The sequence below is a fragment of the Bacillus pretiosus genome (assembly GCF_052947655.1).
This window is the reverse complement of sequence record NZ_CM129593.1, coordinates 5,069,165-5,086,042: the sequence shown is the minus strand read 5'-3', so window position 1 is coordinate 5,086,042 and position 16,878 is coordinate 5,069,165. Positions and strand designations below refer to the sequence as shown.

The 16,878-nt window shown below is 37.7% G+C and carries 25 protein-coding genes; 23 read left to right on the top strand and 2 right to left on the bottom strand.

Features of this window, described 5'->3' with window-relative positions; all coding sequences use genetic code 11:
• Nucleotides 1-40 precede the first annotated feature (40 nt).
• The 10 genes from ACU8YW_RS26405 (at nt 41) to ACU8YW_RS26360 (ending at nt 6,987) form a co-directional block, all read left to right on the top strand.
• The gene (locus ACU8YW_RS26405) at nt 41-286 is read left to right on the top strand and encodes a type B 50S ribosomal protein L31 (RefSeq protein WP_000643447.1); all 246 of its coding nucleotides are present in this window, start codon (nt 41-43) and stop codon (nt 284-286) included.
• Between the two features lie 110 nt (nt 287-396).
• Nucleotides 397-981, top strand: coding sequence for a thymidine kinase (locus ACU8YW_RS26400; RefSeq protein WP_097889525.1), 585 nt, complete (start codon nt 397-399; stop codon nt 979-981).
• Between the two features lie 314 nt (nt 982-1,295).
• Nucleotides 1,296-2,363, top strand: a complete 1,068-nt coding sequence (prfA, locus tag ACU8YW_RS26395) for a peptide chain release factor 1 (protein ID WP_002096180.1) — start codon at nt 1,296-1,298, stop codon at nt 2,361-2,363.
• On the top strand, nt 2,363-3,214 hold the full coding sequence (gene prmC / locus ACU8YW_RS26390; protein ID WP_087985982.1) for a peptide chain release factor N(5)-glutamine methyltransferase: 852 nt from the start codon (nt 2,363-2,365) through the stop codon (nt 3,212-3,214). Before prfA ends, prmC begins: the two co-directional genes overlap by 1 nt.
• Nucleotides 3,215-3,326: 112 nt before the next feature.
• Nucleotides 3,327-4,193, top strand: coding sequence for a stage II sporulation protein R (gene spoIIR / locus ACU8YW_RS26385; RefSeq protein ID WP_426934143.1), 867 nt, complete (start codon nt 3,327-3,329; stop codon nt 4,191-4,193).
• Between the two features lie 49 nt (nt 4,194-4,242).
• Nucleotides 4,243-4,701, top strand: coding sequence for a GNAT family N-acetyltransferase (locus tag ACU8YW_RS26380; protein WP_088608232.1), 459 nt, complete (start codon nt 4,243-4,245; stop codon nt 4,699-4,701).
• 108 nt (nt 4,702-4,809) lie between these two features.
• Complete coding sequence (locus ACU8YW_RS26375) at nt 4,810-5,853, top strand: L-threonylcarbamoyladenylate synthase (RefSeq protein ID WP_048560279.1); 1,044 nt, start codon at nt 4,810-4,812, stop codon at nt 5,851-5,853.
• Between the two features lie 74 nt (nt 5,854-5,927).
• Nucleotides 5,928-6,476 carry a manganese efflux pump MntP gene (locus ACU8YW_RS26370; protein ID WP_048542694.1) on the top strand — a complete coding sequence of 183 codons (549 nt, stop codon included), beginning with the start codon at nt 5,928-5,930 and terminating at the stop codon, nt 6,474-6,476.
• A 19-nt stretch (nt 6,477-6,495) separates the two neighbouring features.
• Entirely contained in the window at nt 6,496-6,627 is a 132-nt protein-coding gene (locus ACU8YW_RS26365) for a hypothetical protein (RefSeq protein ID WP_255288440.1), read from the top strand.
• An 81-nt stretch (nt 6,628-6,708) separates the two neighbouring features.
• Nucleotides 6,709-6,987, top strand: a complete 279-nt coding sequence (locus tag ACU8YW_RS26360) for a DUF3935 domain-containing protein (RefSeq protein WP_048542692.1) — start codon at nt 6,709-6,711, stop codon at nt 6,985-6,987.
• A 267-nt stretch (nt 6,988-7,254) separates the two neighbouring features.
• Here the strand turns inward: ACU8YW_RS26360 and ACU8YW_RS26355 are convergent, their stop codons facing one another.
• Both ACU8YW_RS26355 and ACU8YW_RS26350 read right to left on the bottom strand, forming a co-directional pair.
• On the bottom strand, nt 7,255-7,866 hold the full coding sequence (locus ACU8YW_RS26355; protein WP_073517195.1) for a flavin reductase family protein: 612 nt from the start codon (nt 7,864-7,866) through the stop codon (nt 7,255-7,257).
• 159 nt (nt 7,867-8,025) lie between these two features.
• Nucleotides 8,026-8,412: a DoxX family protein gene (locus tag ACU8YW_RS26350; protein WP_087985979.1), complete on the bottom strand. Its 387-nt coding sequence runs from the start codon at nt 8,410-8,412 to the stop codon at nt 8,026-8,028.
• 387 nt (nt 8,413-8,799) lie between these two features.
• Here ACU8YW_RS26350 and ACU8YW_RS26345 point away from each other — a divergent pair, with 387 nt between their 5' ends.
• From ACU8YW_RS26345 to atpH, 13 genes are all read left to right on the top strand, one after another.
• Entirely contained in the window at nt 8,800-9,297 is a 498-nt protein-coding gene (locus ACU8YW_RS26345) for a PTS sugar transporter subunit IIA (RefSeq protein ID WP_087985978.1), read from the top strand.
• A 247-nt stretch (nt 9,298-9,544) separates the two neighbouring features.
• Nucleotides 9,545-9,985 carry a low molecular weight protein arginine phosphatase gene (locus ACU8YW_RS26340; protein WP_088064866.1) on the top strand — a complete coding sequence of 147 codons (441 nt, stop codon included), beginning with the start codon at nt 9,545-9,547 and terminating at the stop codon, nt 9,983-9,985.
• Between the two features lie 96 nt (nt 9,986-10,081).
• Complete coding sequence (gene rpiB / locus ACU8YW_RS26335) at nt 10,082-10,525, top strand: ribose 5-phosphate isomerase B (RefSeq protein WP_000869917.1); 444 nt, start codon at nt 10,082-10,084, stop codon at nt 10,523-10,525.
• Between the two features lie 21 nt (nt 10,526-10,546).
• Nucleotides 10,547-11,164, top strand: a complete 618-nt coding sequence (locus ACU8YW_RS26330; RefSeq protein WP_095205689.1) for a TIGR01440 family protein — start codon at nt 10,547-10,549, stop codon at nt 11,162-11,164.
• 253 nt (nt 11,165-11,417) lie between these two features.
• Nucleotides 11,418-12,659, top strand: coding sequence for a serine hydroxymethyltransferase (gene glyA / locus ACU8YW_RS26325; protein ID WP_000349796.1), 1,242 nt, complete (start codon nt 11,418-11,420; stop codon nt 12,657-12,659).
• Between the two features lie 272 nt (nt 12,660-12,931).
• On the top strand, nt 12,932-13,561 hold the full coding sequence (upp, locus tag ACU8YW_RS26320; protein ID WP_000517539.1) for a uracil phosphoribosyltransferase: 630 nt from the start codon (nt 12,932-12,934) through the stop codon (nt 13,559-13,561).
• Between the two features lie 372 nt (nt 13,562-13,933).
• The gene (locus ACU8YW_RS26315) at nt 13,934-14,047 is read left to right on the top strand and encodes a DUF4024 domain-containing protein (protein ID WP_048542683.1); all 114 of its coding nucleotides are present in this window, start codon (nt 13,934-13,936) and stop codon (nt 14,045-14,047) included.
• A 26-nt stretch (nt 14,048-14,073) separates the two neighbouring features.
• Nucleotides 14,074-14,298 (top strand): AtpZ/AtpI family protein, encoded by a 225-nt coding sequence (locus tag ACU8YW_RS26310; RefSeq protein WP_001171220.1) that lies wholly within the window; start codon nt 14,074-14,076, stop codon nt 14,296-14,298.
• Nucleotides 14,298-14,690: an ATP synthase subunit I gene (locus ACU8YW_RS26305; RefSeq protein ID WP_000567600.1), complete on the top strand. Its 393-nt coding sequence runs from the start codon at nt 14,298-14,300 to the stop codon at nt 14,688-14,690. Before ACU8YW_RS26310 ends, ACU8YW_RS26305 begins: the two co-directional genes overlap by 1 nt.
• 7 nt (nt 14,691-14,697) lie before the next feature.
• Nucleotides 14,698-15,417 (top strand): F0F1 ATP synthase subunit A, encoded by a 720-nt coding sequence (gene atpB / locus ACU8YW_RS26300; protein WP_048542682.1) that lies wholly within the window; start codon nt 14,698-14,700, stop codon nt 15,415-15,417.
• A gap of 56 nt (nt 15,418-15,473) precedes the next feature.
• A complete protein-coding gene (gene atpE, locus ACU8YW_RS26295) occupies nt 15,474-15,692 on the top strand; it encodes a F0F1 ATP synthase subunit C (protein ID WP_000052064.1) in 219 nt (72 codons plus the stop codon).
• A gap of 129 nt (nt 15,693-15,821) precedes the next feature.
• Nucleotides 15,822-16,328 (top strand): F0F1 ATP synthase subunit B, encoded by a 507-nt coding sequence (gene atpF, locus ACU8YW_RS26290; RefSeq protein WP_001142625.1) that lies wholly within the window; start codon nt 15,822-15,824, stop codon nt 16,326-16,328.
• On the top strand, nt 16,325-16,867 hold the full coding sequence (atpH, locus tag ACU8YW_RS26285) for a F0F1 ATP synthase subunit delta (RefSeq protein WP_000064683.1): 543 nt from the start codon (nt 16,325-16,327) through the stop codon (nt 16,865-16,867). The genes atpF and atpH overlap by 4 nt, the downstream gene beginning before the upstream one ends.
• Nucleotides 16,868-16,878 lie beyond the last annotated feature (11 nt).

The following is a 16,878-nucleotide window of genomic DNA, read 5'->3' as shown; positions in this document are numbered from 1 at the left end:
CTGTTTCGAAAATGATTCAGGGCGGAAGGAGATGAAAAGAATGAAAGCAGGAATCCATCCAAATTACAATAAAGTTGTATTTATGGACACGAACACAGGCTTCAAATTCTTAAGCGGGTCTACTAAAGGCTCTAGCGAAACTGTTGAGTGGGAAGATGGTAACACTTATCCATTACTAAAAATTGAGATCAGTTCTGATTCTCACCCATTCTACACTGGACGTCAGAAGTTTGCTACTGCAGACGGACGTGTTGACCGCTTCAATAAGAAATACGGTATCAAGTAATAAAGAACATAAAACAGGCAAGTGTATGTATTCGCTTGTCTGTTTTTTTTGCAAAAATATTAAACCTTTACCCTACTTTGGATTAGGAAAGTAGATGAAAGGAGAGCTCAATGTACTTAATGAATCAAAATGGTTGGATTGAAGTGATTTGCGGGAGTATGTTTTCTGGAAAATCAGAAGAGCTCATCCGCCGTATACGACGTACGCAGTTTGCGAAACAACATGCGATTGTATTTAAACCATGTATTGATAATCGTTATAGTGAAGAAGATGTTGTATCACATAATGGATTAAAGGTTAAAGCAGTTCCTGTTTCAGCTTCAAAAGATATATTTAACCATGTAGCAGAAGAAATGGATGTTATTGCAATCGATGAGGTACAATTTTTTGATGGGGACATTGTGGAAGTGGTGCAAGTATTGGCAAATCGTGGCTATCGTGTCATTGTAGCTGGATTAGACCAAGATTTCCGTGGTCTACCATTTGGACAAGTTCCTCAGCTGATGGCGATTGCTGAACATGTAACTAAGTTGCAGGCAGTGTGTTCTGCATGCGGATCTCCTGCAAGTCGTACGCAACGTTTAATCGATGGAGAACCAGCGACATTTGATGATCCAATTATTTTAGTTGGGGCTTCAGAATCGTATGAACCACGTTGTCGTCATTGTCATGCAGTACCTACAAAACAAAGATAAATGAAACTCGCTATGTAGAGCGGGTTTTTTTCGAAAATAGATGAAGATTGGTGGCCGGCTCTTCGTACAGCTAAGAACTTTAGGCAGTCAGAGCTGAGCGAGCCGCTTGCGCTTTTAAATATTATCTAGCTCCAGCGGCTAGAATCTCCGGCCATTTCACTCTCTCGCTCGAAGCAAAGAGCGCTTCAAGGTCGAGAGTTCCAATGTCCTGCGATTCTGAGCAAGCCGCTTACGCTTTTAAATATAATTTGCGTTTTTTTGATTAAGTACCATATACTATTTGTATTAGATACTAGGATGTAGAGGTGAATGGTGTGTTAGATCGTTTGCAGGCTGTAGAAGATCGTTATGAGAAGTTAAATGAATTGTTAAGTGATCCAGAGGTTATTAGCGATACGAATAAGCTTCGTGAGTATTCAAAGGAACAATCTGATATGCAGGAAACGGTAGAGGTGTACCGTGAGTATAAAGATGTTCGTGAGCAATTAAGAGATGCAAAAGCAATGTTAGAAGATAAGTTAGACGCTGATATGCGTGACATGGTAAAAGAAGAGGTTTCTGAATTAGAAGGGCAAGATAAAGAATTGTCAGAGCGTCTGAAAATTTTACTTGTTCCAAAAGACCCTAATGATGATAAAAACGTTATCGTTGAGGTTCGTGGTGCTGCTGGTGGTGACGAGGCCGCTTTATTTGCTGGTGATTTATATCGTATGTATAGCCGTTATGCTGAGGTACAAGGTTGGAAAACTGAAATTATCGAAGCGAGCTATACAGAGTTAGGTGGATATAAAGAGATTATCTTTATGATTAACGGTAAAGGTGCGTTCGCGAAGCTGAAATTCGAGAATGGTGCTCACCGTGTACAACGTGTTCCTGAAACGGAATCTGGTGGACGTATTCATACATCTACAGCAACTGTAGCTGTATTACCAGAGGCAGAAGAAGTAGAAATTAGTATTCATGAAAAAGATGTTCGTGTTGATACGTTTGCTTCTAGTGGTCCTGGTGGACAAAGTGTTAATACAACGATGTCAGCGGTACGTTTAACGCATTTACCGACTGGTGTAGTTGTATCGTGTCAGGATGAGAAATCACAAATCAAGAATAAAGAAAAAGCGATGAAAGTATTACGCGCACGTGTTTATGATAAGTTTAGACAAGAAGCGCAAGCTGAGTATGATCAAAACCGTAAACAAGCTGTTGGTACGGGTGATCGTTCAGAGCGTATTCGTACGTATAATTTCCCGCAAAACCGCGTTACAGACCATCGAATCGGTTTAACGATTCAAAAGCTAGATCAAATCTTACAAGGTAAGTTAGATGATTTCATCAATGCCTTAGTGATGGAAGATCAGGCTCAAAAGATGGAGGCAGCTGAGTAATGCGTGTCTATGAAGCCCTGAAATGGGCTTCTTCTTTTTTACAGGAAAATGGACGAGATGAAAATGCGGGAGAACTTGTCCTTTGTCATGTATTAAAGACGAACAGAACCGGAATGCTCATGAATATGCGTGAAGAAATAACTGTGGAACAAGAAACGAGTTTTACGGAGTTTATTCACAAGCATGTAGAAGGTATTCCTATTCAATATATGATTGGTTATGAAATGTTTTATGGACGGTCGTTCTTTGTGAATGAAGAAGTATTAATACCCAGACCGGAAACAGAAGAGCTTATAGTGGGAGTGTTAGAAAGAATCGAGCGTCATTTTGGCGATGAGAAACTACATGTGGCGGACATTGGTACAGGTAGTGGAGCGATTTCTATTACGCTTGCTTTAGAAAATAAAAATCTTCATGTGTATACGGTAGATATTGCACAAGAGTCGATTGAAGTTGCAAAAGAAAATGCAAAAACTTTGGGCGCAGAAGTAACGTTCTATCATGGTGATTTATTGTCACCATTTTATAAAACAGGTCAAAAGTTAGATGTTGTTGTTTCAAACCCTCCATATATACCGGAAGAGGATTGGCGTGGCCTTTCTCCTGTGGTGAAAGAGCATGAGCCAAAGAGAGCACTTGTTGGCGGTGAAGACGGATTAGATTTCTATCGCCGTTTTATGGAAGAGTTGCCGAATGTGTTGAAGAAGAAAGCAATTGTGGCATTTGAAATTGGAGTAGGGCAAGGTGAGGATGTAAAAGGGTTGTTACAACAAGCTTTTCCACATGCTCATGTTGAGGTTGTTTTTGATATTAATGGAAAAGATCGTATGGTATTTGCAGAGATGGAGTAAGGTTCACACCTTACTCTATTTTTTTGTGGAAAAATTTATATAGATTTTGAATTTAATAGTTTAGAAAGATGAAAGTCTGTCCACACTGTTTGTAGAAGGGACGGTGGAGGAAATGAAAAAACAAGTTATTGCTTATCTTCTTCTATTATTAATTGGTGCACAGTTGCTTGTGCAGTTTGGATATATGAAAGCTGATGCGAAAGGGCCTTCAGTTATTCCGAAAGAGGCCGTTCGATTACGGATTTTAGCAAATAGTGATTCAGATAAAGATCAGGCTTTAAAGCGCAAAGTGCGTGATGAAGTAAAAGCACAAATTGATGGATGGGTAGCAGATTTAACTTCATTTGAAGAGGCACGTAAAGTCATTCAAAGTCATATTCCAGAAATCGAAAAAACAGTGGCAAATACGTTGAAAAAAGAAGGAAGTAAAGATTCATTTCAAGTGAAATTTAGTAAGAATGTAAAGTTCCCTACAAAGGTATATGGTAATTTTATTTATCCAGCAGGGGAATATGAGGCGGTATTGATTACAATTGGGGAAGGGGAAGGGGCAAACTGGTGGTGTGTATTATTTCCACCGATGTGTTTCTTAGATTTTTCAAGTGGTACAGCTGTAAGGAAAGAAGAACATGTTGTGAAGGCTGAATCTCCTGAAGAGGAGCAAGTAAAAAAAATAGATGATGAAGAAGTAGTAAATACAGAAGAGAAAAAAGAGGATGAGGTGAAAGAAAAGAAAGCTGTAAAGCAGGGAGTCGCAAAAAAAGTAACAGCTTCTGAAAAGAAAGTAGTAAAAAATGAAACAAAAGTAGAAGAACAACCTGTAAGTAAAGAAGAAACAAAAGCTGTGGAAAAAGTGGAGAAACCTGTGGAACAAAAGCAAGAAAAACAAAATGAGTATGTAAAAGTAGAGGAGGAAGAAGAAAAGCCAGAAGTTAAGTTATTTATTGTAGAAGCTTTTACATCTTTATTCTCTAAATAGTACTATTAGTAGGTCCCTTCTCATATATAACAAAGAGGAGGGATTTACTATGAAGAAAGTATATTTTGCTACGAAAACAGATGTGGAAAGATTGCATTCTTTTTTCGGACAAGCTAATAAAAAAGATGATAAAATAAATGAGTTGTACGCGCAATTTATGATTTTGGAAGAGGCGGAAGAAATACGGGCTGTCATCGGATATGAACAAAGTGAAGAACACGCACTGATTCGTTCTTGTTTATTCACACCTAATGTGGATAAACAGACTTTCTTATATTTTTTTGAAATGTTTTTGCAGTATATGAACGAAAAAAATATTCGACAATTGTACTTACTAACAAATCATCCACAATCTATAACAATCTTTCAGTTTTTTGACTTTGTTACTATAGAGAAAGAAAACGTACCAGAGGGAATTCGACAGTTAGAACACTTTTGTAAAAATATAAAAGAGCCAAATGCAATAATACTAAATTGTCAGCTATTCACAAAGTTATCCACGGATTAATTAGGTTTATCCACATTTTGTGGATAAACCTTGTTTGTCTTTTGGATAAATCTCATAGTAAACTAAAAATAGACAAGTATTTCAGGGTAGAAAAGGACGTGGGAAAAAATGCATACAAATATGTGGGTTGTGGATAATGTTGTGGAAAGAAAAAAATATTATCCACAGTTACAAGAAGCAGCAAAATTATTAAGGGAAAATGAGGCGATTGCCTTCCCTACAGAAACGGTATATGGACTAGGTGCAAACGCGATGAATGATGAAGCAATCGCGAAAATTTTTGAAGCGAAAGGAAGACCGAGTGATAATCCACTTATTGTCCACATCGGTACAAAATCACAGTTAGATGGGATTGTGAAAGAAATCCCGCCAGTTGCAGAGAAGTTAATGGAGCATTTTTGGCCAGGCCCGTTAACAATTATTTTACCTAGAAAAGAAGGGATTTCAGAGAAGGTGACGGCAGGACTTAATACGGTTGGAGTAAGAATGCCTGATCATCCAGTAGCGCTTGCTCTTATTGAAGAGGCAAATGTGCCTGTTGCAGCACCGAGTGCGAATCGCTCTGGGCGCCCAAGTCCGACACTAGCTTCTCACGTATATGAAGATTTAAATGAGAAAATTGCAGGTATTGTAGATGGTGGTGCGACGGGAGTAGGTGTTGAATCGACTGTAATTGATTGTACGAGCGAGGTTCCAACGATATTACGCCCAGGTGGGATTACGAAAGAACAATTAGAAGCGGTAATCGGTACTGTTTCTTTAGATCCGGCTTTAAAGGATGAGAAGGAAAAACCGAAATCACCTGGAATGAAATATACACATTATGCACCGAAAGCGCCGCTTAGTATTGTTGAGGGCTCACGTGAATTTATTCAGCTTATTGTGGATAAGAAAAAGGAAGAAGGATTTAAAGTAGGTGTATTAACGACGGAAGAATATCAGCATGTATATAGCGCGGATGTTGTATTATCTTGTGGTGTTCGAAGCGATTTAGCTAGCGTTGCGACTAAATTATATGATGTACTTAGAACGTTTGATGCAAGTGAAGTGGATGTTATTTTTAGTGAATCATTCCCGAATGAAGGAATAGGGAATGCCATTATGAATCGCTTAACGAAAGCGGCAGGCCATCAGGTTATTACTGAATCGTAAGGTACGATTAGCAAACCGAATATTTCTCCTCGGATAAGCATATTTTGAAGTAGCACGTCCGAGGAGGGACATGAATGACGTTTGAACAGCTAATACCTTTAATAATTATGGCATTCGCTTTAGGGATGGATGCGTTCTCGGTGAGTCTTGGTATGGGGATGATGACCTTAAAGTTAAGACAAATCCTGTATATCGGTATGACTATAGGGATATTTCATATTATCATGCCATTTATAGGGATGGTATTAGGTCGTTTTTTATCAGAACAGTATGGAGACATTGCACATTTTGCAGGTGCTATTTTATTAATTGGACTAGGATTCTATATTGTGTATTCATCTATTTTGGAGAATGAAGAGACTAGAACGGCCCCTATTGGAATTAGTTTATTCGTATTTGCATTTGGCGTTAGTATAGATAGTTTTTCAGTAGGCCTTAGTCTTGGTATTTACGGGGCGCAGACAATTATTACGATATTACTTTTTGGATTTGTTAGTATGTTATTAGCGTGGATTGGTTTATTAATTGGTAGACATGCAAAAGATATGCTCGGCACATATGGCGAGATAGTAGGTGGTATCATTCTCGTTGGATTTGGATTATATCTCCTTTTTCCTATATAATTTTAAATAGGAGGGAGTTATGAATAAATTATTGGAATGGTATATTCGATTTTTAACTTTTTTCCCTAGGTGGTTAATACGGCTTGTTATTTGGGGTATTATTTTGCAAATTTCAATTTTAGGTTGGATGAAGTTAATTCGCGAATGGTAAGATAGCTCCTTTCTGTGCATAGTTTTATTTATACTATACTGATTGCGCTAAAAAATTATAGATATAGAAAGGATGAGATGAATGACGAGATTGAAGCAAGTTTTTGGTATTATTATTAGTTTTTTTGTTTTTTGGTTTAGTATGCTCGGTGTACAAATGTTTGCTGAGTTTTTAGATATTGAGTCATTGAAGTTTGTTGCGGGAAAAACGGAGGCAGCGCGTGCCTTTTATTCTCCGTATCCGTTTATAATCGTTTTTCTTATTACATTGCTTTCCCTATATTTCTTAGTAATTAAGCTTGGGAAACCGAAAAAAGAGAAAGTATCTACTTTAGAGGAAAAAAAGGAAGAATTACAATGATAAAATCCCTTGCTAAATAGCAGGGGATTTTATGTTTGAGTGATGGAAGTAATTGAGTTACATTCGCTCTCTCGCTCGAAGCAAAAAGCACTTCAAGGTCGAGAGCTCCAATGCCCTGCGATTCTGAACGAGCCGCCTCCGCTTTTAGATATATCCGGTTCCAGCGACTAGCTCTTCGCATCTAACAACCTCCCGCACGAAAGGTAAAAAGCACCTTTTGTGCGAGAGAACCTTAGCCGGTCAGAGCTAAGCGGGCCACTTCCACTTTTAGATAGGCCTTACCAATTCAAATTGTTCTCCTAGTTTTGCGTAGTTGTGTCCTGCTAGACGGCTTACTGGTTTTAGTCCTTCTGCATGAATGCGGCCGTTTTCGTATAGGTGTTCTGCGACGTGGAAACGAACGACGCGTCCGATTAGTAGATCGCAAGCTGGTGAGTCTTCTGTTCCGCCAAGAGGGATTGCGCGTTCTAGTACGCACTCCATTCGAATATTTGCTTCTTTTACACCTGGAACGGAGATAACATCACTTTCAATTGGTGTTAGTTTTGCTAGTTCAATTTCGCTTTCATTTGGCGGGAGGTTAGCCGCTGTTTCGTTAATTGCTTCTACGTAAGATTCATCAGAAATATGTACGACAAACTCACCCTTTTCGATTGCGTTTCGAGAAGTATCTTTCGGTGTTCCTGCTTTTCGTTGTACAGAAACTGAGATAAGTGGTGGATTAGCAGCGACAATATTGAAATAGCTATACGGTGCTCCGTTTAATACGCCGTCTTTTGTTACAGAAGTAACGAATGCGACAGGGCGTGGAATGATACTTCCCGTTAATAATTTGTAATTCTCTTTTTCCGTTTGTTCATTTGGATTAATGGATAACATGCGTAAAATCCCCTTTCTAAATATGACGACTTATTGTTTGTTTACAAGATGTTAGTGGAAAACTCCTGCTGAAAATAATATTTTTATTACATAAAAAGAACTTACTTCATTGTGATCGAAGTAAGTTCCGTCTAAATAATCTCGAATTCAAGATAAAAATTATAATAAAACGTATGCCCCAGGTCCGATTAAAGCTACTCCGACAGCAACAGCGATTAACATTAAATTGTATTCATATCCGTTTTGTGTTACCCAGTAACCATTTTTTCCGTGAACAGTGAAGATTGCCATTAACATTGTTCCAACGATAAATAATGAACCAATTGCAGTGAAAATACCTGATGCGAATAAGAAGCCACCTAATAATTCAGTTGCGCCAGCCATAAATGCCATGAATACACCAGGACGTAAACCGATTGACTCCATCCAGCCGCCTGTTCCTTTTAAACCGTAACCGCCGAACCAACCAAATAGTTTTTGAGCACCATGACCCATGAATGTAATACCTATAATAAGACGAATAATAAGAAGACCGATATCCATCATTTCAAAAACCCTCCTAAAAGTTATTAACTTATCTTATGTAAGTAATAATAAAATAGTTACTTACTTTAGTCAAGTAGGTTTCGAAAAAAGTTTGAAAATAATTTTACAAATTAGCGACAAAAAGCAAAATGTAGTAAAGACCTCTAGACAAGTCGGGTAAAAAAAGAGAAAATATAAGTAGAAGTTAACTTCTTATTGTTATTCAGACAATCAGAATTGACTGGAATTTTGCAAAGAGCTACAATAAGAGTCTATTAGTAATGACGTAATTTATTTCGAAAGCGTTTTTACAGTATAATATTCGAAGTATGAAGTCTTACATGTATCCCGAGTTTTACTAGGGATTGCCCTATAAACTTTTAGGTAAATTATGAGGAGGACTATCCTATGTTTAAAAAATTATTCGGTTTTGGTTCAAAAACAAATGAAGAAACAATCGTAGCTCCATTAACTGGAGCAGTGAAAAATATTGAAGAAGTACCAGATCCAGTATTCGCTGGTCGTATGATGGGTGAAGGTGTTGCAATCGATCCTACTGAAGGTCTAGTTGTATCTCCAGTTGATGGTGAAATCGTACAATTATTCCACACAAAACATGCTGTAGGAATTAAAGCGAAAAACGGTACAGAAATTTTAATCCACGTTGGATTAGAAACTGTAAAAATGGAAGGCGAAGGTTTCGAAGCTCACGTTTCTGAAGGCCAAGCTGTAAAAGCTGGAGATAAATTAATCTCATTCGACTTAGAATTAATCCGTGAAAAAGCGAAAAGTACAATTACTCCAATCGTTATTACAAACACAGATGCAGCTGAGTCTATTAAAACAACTGTAGGCGTAACAGCTACAAAAGGTTCAACAGAAGTAATGAAAGTTACAATGAAATAATTATTGTATAAGAGGAATCCGTTTCATATGAAATGGATTCCTTCTTTTGTTTTGTAGTACGCTTGCTATGTATGTTAAAATACTCTAGGCACTTGGAAATAGGGTTTCACATATATGTGGATAAGGCGCATTTTTCTTAGAAAAAATATAAGAGAAATGCGCCTTTCGTATATTCACATTTCTTTTGTTCTATTCTTATGTACGTTATGATGAAAGATAGGAAAAAGAAGAAAAGGGGTGGGTTTGGATGGAACGAGTGTTATTTGTTTGCACTGGAAATACATGCCGTAGCCCGATGGCTGAGGCGTTACTTCGTCATCATGGAGAAGGGAAGTTTGAAGTGCAATCTGCTGGTGTTTTCGCCTATCCTGGAAGTGATGCGTCGATATATGCAAAGGAAGCTTTAGCTGAAAAGGGAATTACAATCGATCATGCTTCGCAACAGATAAATGAAGCTTTGATTGATTGGGCAGATATTGTAGTAACAATGACGGAAAACCATAAGCAAATTGTACTTGGGCATTATCCGAGTGTTGAAAAGAAAGTGGATACATTATATGGAGTAACTGAGGGGATAAGTAAGGATATTTCAGATCCATTTGGCGGTTCACTTTCTATTTATAAAGAAACGTTAGAAGAGATGGAAAAACTTGTACAAACTTTACTGAAAAAACATTCAGAAGGTTGATGTTTCGTGTATAATACGATATTGGAGATTACTTCGTTCCGTTAAGGTAACGAGTGAGAAATGAAGATAATTGATTGAAACTTTGGAGGGGTAAAAATGAAAGTAGTAGTAGCATCTGATCACGGCGGTATGAACATCCGTAAAGAACTTGTAAGTTTATTAGAAGAGTTAAATATTGAATATATTGATTTAGGTTGTGAATGTGAAGCTGGTTCTGTTGATTACCCTGATTTTGCGTTTCCAGCAGCGGAAATGGTAGCGAATGGCGAGGTAGATCGTGGTATTTTAGTTTGTGGGACAGGCATCGGTATGTCAATTGCAGCAAACAAAGTAAATGGTATTCGTTGTGCATTAGTTCATGATACTTTCAGTGCGAAAGCAACGAGAGAGCATAATGATACGAACATGTTAGCAATGGGCGAGCGTGTAATTGGTGCAGGTCTAGCACGTGACATCGCAAAAATTTGGTTAACAACTGACTATGAAGGTGGTCGTCACGAAAACCGCGTAGGGAAAATTAAAACATACGAAACAAAGTAATAGATTCTAACTAGAAGTAGTATGAAATATAATTTGGTGAACCAACCTGTGAAAGGAAGAGGCGTAATGACAGAAATCGTAAAGGTAAGAGAACAGTTACAAATTTCGCTTGCTGATTTCCAAGAACAAGCTTCATTACAAAGTGGACAAATTTTTGTAGTGGGGTGTAGCACGAGCGAAGTGCTAGGAGAAAGAATTGGGACATCAGGAACGATGGAAGTAGCAGAGGCGATTTTTTCTGAGTTAAAACAATTTCAAGAACAAACAGGTATTGAGTTGGCGTTTCAATGTTGCGAGCATTTAAACCGTGCTTTAGTAGTTGAGAGAGAGTTGGCGATGAAATATCAATTTGAAATTGTAACAGTTACGCCTGTTAGATCAGCAGGTGGTGCATTAGCAACATATGCGTATCACAATTTGAAAGATCCGGTAGTAATTGAGTTTATTAAAGCAGATGCAGGAATGGATATTGGTGATACATTTATTGGTATGCATTTAAAGCATGTAGCTGTTCCGGTTCGTACAGGTGTGAAGGAAATTGGAAGTGCGCATGTAACGATGGCAACGACACGTGGAAAACTAATTGGTGGAGCACGTGCTGTTTATGCGGCGAAGGAAGAGACTATAACTTGCCGTTAGACATGAAAAATTATAAAGTCGCATAATAGCTTTATATCGAAAGATAAAAGGTATGTAGTCTGACTTTATAATAGAAGAAAGAAAAGACCGATTTTCGGTCTTTTTTTTCTTTTATGATATAGAAAGTCATGTTAGAATGTAGTTGAAAACATGAAGGTTCGAAAGAATTACAACCTGAATTTTCGTTTTTTCTGAATAAATGAGAAAAAACTATTGGGAATCGATGTAATTCGTTCAGAAAAGGGGGATTTTGGTGGATCATTTAAAACGTCAAGATGAAAAGGTATTTGCTGCAATTGAGGCAGAACTAGGAAGACAGCGTTCAAAGATTGAGTTAATTGCTTCGGAAAACTTCGTAAGTGAAGCAGTAATGGAGGCGCAAGGTTCTGTTTTAACGAATAAGTATGCTGAGGGATATCCTGGAAAACGTTACTATGGTGGCTGTGAGCACGTAGACGTAGTGGAAGATATCGCACGTGATCGCGCGAAAGAAATTTTTGGTGCAGAGCATGTAAATGTTCAACCACATTCTGGTGCACAAGCGAACATGGCAGTATACTTTACGATTTTAGAGCAAGGCGATACAGTACTTGGTATGAATTTATCTCATGGTGGTCACTTAACACACGGAAGCCCTGTTAACTTCAGTGGAGTACAATATAATTTCGTAGAATATGGCGTGGATGCTGAATCTCACCGTATTAATTACGATGATGTATTAGCAAAAGCGAAAGAACATAAACCAAAATTAATCGTTGCAGGTGCAAGTGCATATCCTCGTGTTATCGATTTCAAACGATTCCGTGAGATTGCAGATGAAGTGGGTGCATACTTTATGGTTGATATGGCACATATCGCTGGTTTAGTAGCTGCTGGTTTACATCCAAACCCAGTACCACACGCGCATTTCGTTACAACGACAACACATAAAACATTACGTGGTCCACGTGGTGGTATGATTTTATGTGAAGAGCAATTTGCAAAACAAATTGATAAATCAATCTTCCCTGGTATTCAAGGTGGTCCACTTATGCACGTAATCGCTGCAAAAGCTGTTGCATTTGGTGAGACACTACAAGATGATTTTAAAACATATGCACAAAATATCATTAATAATGCGAATCGCTTAGCTGAAGGTCTTCAAAAAGAAGGACTTACACTTGTTTCTGGTGGAACAGACAATCATTTAATCCTGATTGATGTTCGTAACTTAGAAATCACAGGTAAAGTAGCAGAGCACGTGTTAGATGAAGTTGGTATTACAGTGAACAAAAATACAATTCCATTTGAAACAGCAAGCCCATTTGTAACAAGCGGTGTACGTATCGGTACGGCAGCTGTAACATCTCGTGGTTTCGGTTTAGAAGAAATGGATGAAATTGCGTCACTTATTGCTTACACATTAAAAAATCATGAAAATGAAGCTGCATTAGAAGAAGCAAGTAAGCGTGTAGAAGCGTTAACGAGCAAATTCCCAATGTACACAGACCTATAATAGATTAAAGAAGACTGCTGAGACGTAATTGTTTTGGCAGTTTTTTTTTTGGACATATATTGTTCTTTAAGTATGTATACAAATGATGAATAAATTTTGGCGATATAATGAAGGATACAGCTCCCATAATTGGTAAAGATACTAGATAGATTCATCGTAAAATCATGATTTTGCCAAATTTGCCCTTGAATATTAGTAGCGTTTTCTTTACAATCGTAAATAGTGTAAAAAAGCGTGCAAACGCATGAATATCATCTAAAGGAGAGATTCACATGGGAAAACTGTATGTATTTGATCACCCGTTAATTCAACATAAGATTACATATATTCGCGATAAGAATACAGGTACGAAAGATTTTCGTGAATTAGTGGACGAAGTAGCAAGTTTAATGGCTTTCGAAATTACTCGCGATCTTCCACTTAAAGACATTGAAATTGAAACACCTGTAAGCAAAGCGACAACAAAAGTGATCGCTGGTAAAAAGCTTGGTTTAATTCCGATTTTACGTGCAGGTTTAGGAATGGTTGATGGAATTCTGAAATTAATTCCAGCAGCAAAAGTAGGACACGTTGGTTTATACCGTGACCCTAAAACATTACAACCGGTAGAATACTATGTGAAACTTCCAACGGATGTAGAAGAACGTGACTTTATCGTACTAGATCCGATGCTAGCAACAGGTGGTTCTGCAGCTGAAGCAATTAACTCTCTGAAAAAGCGCGGTGCAAAACAAATTAAATTAATGTGTATCGTTGCAGCTCCAGAAGGAGTAAAAGTAGTACAAGAAGAACATCCTGATGTTGATATTTATGTAGCAGCATTAGATGAGAAATTAAATGATCACGGATATGTAGTACCAGGTCTTGGTGATGCTGGTGACCGTTTATTCGGAACGAAGTAAGACAACTGACGAGAGGGGATTCCCCTCTCGTTTTTTTGTACTCTGATGAGGTAGGGGAGGGGGGATAAATATACATAGTATATACAACATAAGTTGAATACACACCACATATAATATAGAAGTCTTACGTCTAAAGAGCACTATATTATGGAAGGAAAGCGTTATATCGTAAAAATATAATAGTGACAAACTTGTGAACATTTCCTTCTATTATAATGAGAAAACTGCTAGAAATTGCATATCTCTAACCAGTATTTAGAAGGGGAACGTTTTCATTTTTGGGAGGAAATGACTAATACTCAAATTTTTTGATTTTTTACGATTTCTCGTTGACACTGTTAATACCCTATTGTATGCTAACAACGGGGATAGATGGTAGGGCTTTCAGTGACAAAAATACATCTATTCCGTGACGAAAATGTAAACTTTTTAATTTGTATAGGATTTATGCAAAAAAATGAGTTATTATTAACACATCGTGAATGAGGGTTACATATTGGAGGGATGAATCCTTGCAAAAAAACGATCGCAGCCATATAAAAGCTTATGCTTTAATGTCAGGTATTCTTGCTCAGTTAGTCGGTTCTATTCTTATTGGAATCTTTGGTGGGCAGTGGATTGATAGTAAGGTTGGAACGTTTCCGTTGTTTCTTATTATAGGGTTATTACTCGGATTAGGAACAGGGATATACGCAATGATTCGACTCATTCGACATTACTATTCGGGAGAGCAATGATGATAGACGTACATGGACTTGTCCAAAGACAAAAGAAATATATGTACTACTTGCTTGCGCTTCTAGTGCTAGGATGGGGATTCACCTCTTACAAGGATGTATTTCTTGGGCTGATTATCGGAACGATTTTCAGTTTTCTTAGTTTGCGCATCATTGCACGTAGAACAGACAAGCTGTTGGATCGCGTAACAAATGGAGAAAACGTGAAGTTTAAGGCGACAGCGGTAAGTACATATTCGAGATTCGCCACGATTGGATTATTAATTTTATTTGCAGCCAAATATCAAGAGTTAATCGCGATGTGGGGCCTAGGTGTAGGATTGCTGACAGGATACCTTGTCATGATCATAGATTTTCTTTATTTAGAGTATAAGAGCAGGGAAGAGAGGTGAATTACTAGTGGAACACGGTAAATTAGTTAAATTTCTAGGTTTAACGTTCGATTTGTCATCAGTTATGATGGTTACTGTAGCAGCAGTTATAGTTTTCTTAATCGCTGTTATCGGAACTCGCAGTTTAGCCCTTCGCCCAACCGGGATGCAAAACTTCATGGAATGGGTGTTTGACTTCGTGAAAGGGATTATCAATAGTACGATGGACTGGAAAACAGGTGGACGTTTCTTAACGCTTGGCGTTACGCTTATCATGTTTATCATCGTATCGAACTTCCTTGGTTTACCATTCATGTATTCAACAGTTGAGGCTGGCGAACATATTGCATGGTGGAGATCACCAACGTCTGATCCAGCAGTTACATTAACATTAGCCGTGATGGTAGTTACCCTCACCCATTATTATGGAATTAAGATGAAGGGTACGAAAGAATACGTAAAAGGTTATTTCCAACCTATGAAATTCTTATTCCCATTAAAGGTTATTGAGGAGTTTGCTAACACATTAACGTTAGGTCTTCGTTTATTCGGTAACATTTATGCAGGTGAGATCTTATTAGGATTACTTGCTAAGTTAGGCGGGGCATCATTCCTTGGAGCATTAGGTGCGCTTGTACCAATGTTAGCATGGATGGGATTCAGTGTATTCGTTGGATCAATCCAGTCATTTATTTTCGTTATGTTAACGATGGTTTATATGGCTCATAAAGTAAGCCATGACCATTAATATAATTTAAGTAAGAAAAAATTTATTTTTTTATAATACAAAGGAGGACAAATTAAATGAGTTTAGGTGTAATCGCAGCTGCAATTGCAATTGGTTTATCAGCATTAGGTGCAGGTATTGGTAACGGTCTTATCGTATCACGTACAATCGAAGGTGTTGCTCGTCAACCAGAATTAAAAGGCGCGCTTCAAACAATTATGTTCATCGGGGTTGCTTTAGTTGAGGCACTTCCAATCATCGGTGTAGTTATTGCATTCATCGTAATGAACAAATAAGGGAGACTCCCCTTACATAGATGGCGAAGAGTGTTTTTCCGAACTTTCTTCGCCATTGCTTTATGAACGAAACGTATGTCTTTTTTTTTCATATGATCAATTTAGATATTTTGAAGGGAGTGAATCCTTGTGCCAACTTTATTATTAGGGGCTTCCATTCCATTTGGAACGATTGCTTATACATTGTTCATTTTCTTACTTCTATTAGTAATGCTACGCAAATTCGCGTGGGGCCCTTTAATGGGAATTATGAAAGAACGTGAAGAGCATGTTACTAATGAAATCGACGCTGCAGAAAGAAGTAACGCTGAAGCGAAGAAATTAGTAGAAGAACAACGTGAAATGTTAAAACAATCGCGTGTTGAAGCACAAGAGTTAATCGAAAGAGCGAAAAAACAAGCTGTAGATCAAAAAGATGTTATTGTTGCTGCTGCGAAAGAAGAAGCAGAATCAATTAAAGCATCTGCTGTACAAGAAATTCAACGCGAAAAAGAGCAAGCGATTGCTGCTTTACAAGAACAAGTCGCTTCTTTATCTGTTCAAATTGCTTCTAAAGTAATTGAAAAAGAGTTAAAAGAAGAAGATCAAGTTAAGTTAATTCGCGATTATATTAAAGAAGTAGGAGAAGCGCGATGAGCAATGGGATTGTAGCAAAACGTTATGCTGTCGCTCTTTTTAAAATTGCAAAAGAAAAACACGTATTAGAAATGTTTGAAGAGGAATTACGCCTTGTACAAAACGTTTATGTAAAGAACGGAGAACTACATAGCTTTTTAACGCAACCGAACATTTCAAAAGAGCAGAAGAAAACGTTTCTTGCGAACGTATTCGGATCTGTTTCTGAATCTATTTTAAATACGTTATATATTTTAATTGATAACAAACGCATTGATATCTTACCTGAAATTGCAGATGAATATGTTGTTCTTGCTAATGAAGAACGTAACGTAGCCGACGCAACTGTATATTCTACTCGTCTTCTATCAGAAGAAGAGAAGCTTAACATTGCAGAAGCATTTGCAAAGAGAACGGGAAAAGATGCAATTCGCGTAAAAAATGTTGTAGATGAAGATTTACTAGGCGGCATTAAAGTACGTATTGGAAATCGCATTTACGACGGAAGCTTACAAGGAAAATTAGCACGTATTCAGCGTGAATTAATGAAGAATAGATAGGGGTGAAGCAC